Source organism: Brunnivagina elsteri CCALA 953 (assembly GCF_002289455.1).
Lineage (GTDB): Bacteria > Cyanobacteriota > Cyanobacteriia > Cyanobacteriales > Nostocaceae > Brunnivagina > Brunnivagina elsteri.
In genome coordinates this window covers 1-1,283 of sequence record NZ_NTFS01000763.1, presented here as the reverse complement: position 1 = coordinate 1,283, position 1,283 = coordinate 1, and the positions used below count along the sequence as shown (strand labels likewise).

The following is a 1,283-nucleotide window of genomic DNA, read 5'->3' as shown; positions in this document are numbered from 1 at the left end:
CAGCAAGTCAATCACCAGGAACTAGTCAACCAACCGATCCCCTCGCAAGTTATTCACTAGAAGAACGCGATCGCAAACAAAAACTCAAAAGTCGTCGTCAAGAATTGGAAGTTGATTTCAATTTCTATCTCAACCTAGTCAACCAGAGATTTTGGGATAATAACCCCAGTCAAAAAGGACGTACCTTAACTAATGATGCCAGTGATGATAAATTACGGGCTATATGGGATGAAACAGCTGCCGACTTATTAGAAAAATTGGTTCCTTTGAGTTCCAAAGCTAGAAAAAAACTTGGAAACTATACCCCATCGGACATAAATACTTGGAAAGAGCAAATAAATGAGGTTCGCGTTGGTAGTCGAGCGCTTTACGACTTGAGCGATGCTGCTTTCCTGAGACTATTTCCCGAACAACGCAACAAAAAAGACACAGACGAATTTAAAAAACAACCGATCAGACAGGTTTGGCAAGCATACGCTAGTGACAAAGTAGATGCGATCGTATCGGGTAGCGCAACCGAAAGAATTAGCTTTGGGAATGGTGCAACGACTGGTAGTGCTAGGGGTAGTCTCAAACCTGGTGATGGTAAAGTATTTATTGCATCTTTGCAAAAAGGACAAAGAATGGTACTTGAGCTAGATGCTAATTCCAAGGTTTTACTTTCTGTATATTCACCTAGTGGCAGTACCCAGTATTTACAAAATTCTAGCAAACGTAGCCTTTCAGTTACATTACCCGAAAGCGGATATTACGAATTTGTGATTACTTCTTCCGGTTCGAGCAACTTAGAATATGCGATCGAGGTTTCCGCATCAGCAATAACTCCCCCTTCTCCGACACCAGTAGTTACATCAACACCTACACCAACACCTACACCAACGGTTACATCAACATCAACACCTACACCAACACCTACACCAACGGTTACATCAACACCTACACCTACACCAACACCTACACCAACGGAAACAACCATACCATAGCTTTTTTCTCTAGAAACCGGGTTTCTCTTTAACTCAGTATGACTATTTTCGCTGCAACACCAATCAGAAACCAGGTTTCTCCCATCACAATCAAGCTCAATGCAACAAGGTTATTCAGGTTTTCGCATTCAGGGAGAAATCGGGTTTCTGTGATAGTCGTACTAAATAGAGATTTTTCGTGAGGAAGAAACCCAATTTCCTGAGTTTTTTCTCTAGAAACCGGTTTTTTTTTTAACTCAGTATGACTATTTTCGCTTTATTTGGTAGATGCGATCGCACTCTACGATATTCCCCTTGGGA

At 41.5% G+C, this 1,283-nt stretch carries 1 protein-coding gene; it reads left to right on the top strand.

Translation table 11 applies throughout. The annotated features are described in order from the left end of the window. Positions 1-983, top strand: a 983-nt coding sequence (locus tag CK510_RS32240) for a p24 family protein (protein WP_245912536.1), incomplete at its 5' end; no start/stop codon positions are given. Between the last annotated feature and the right edge of the window lie 300 nt (positions 984-1,283).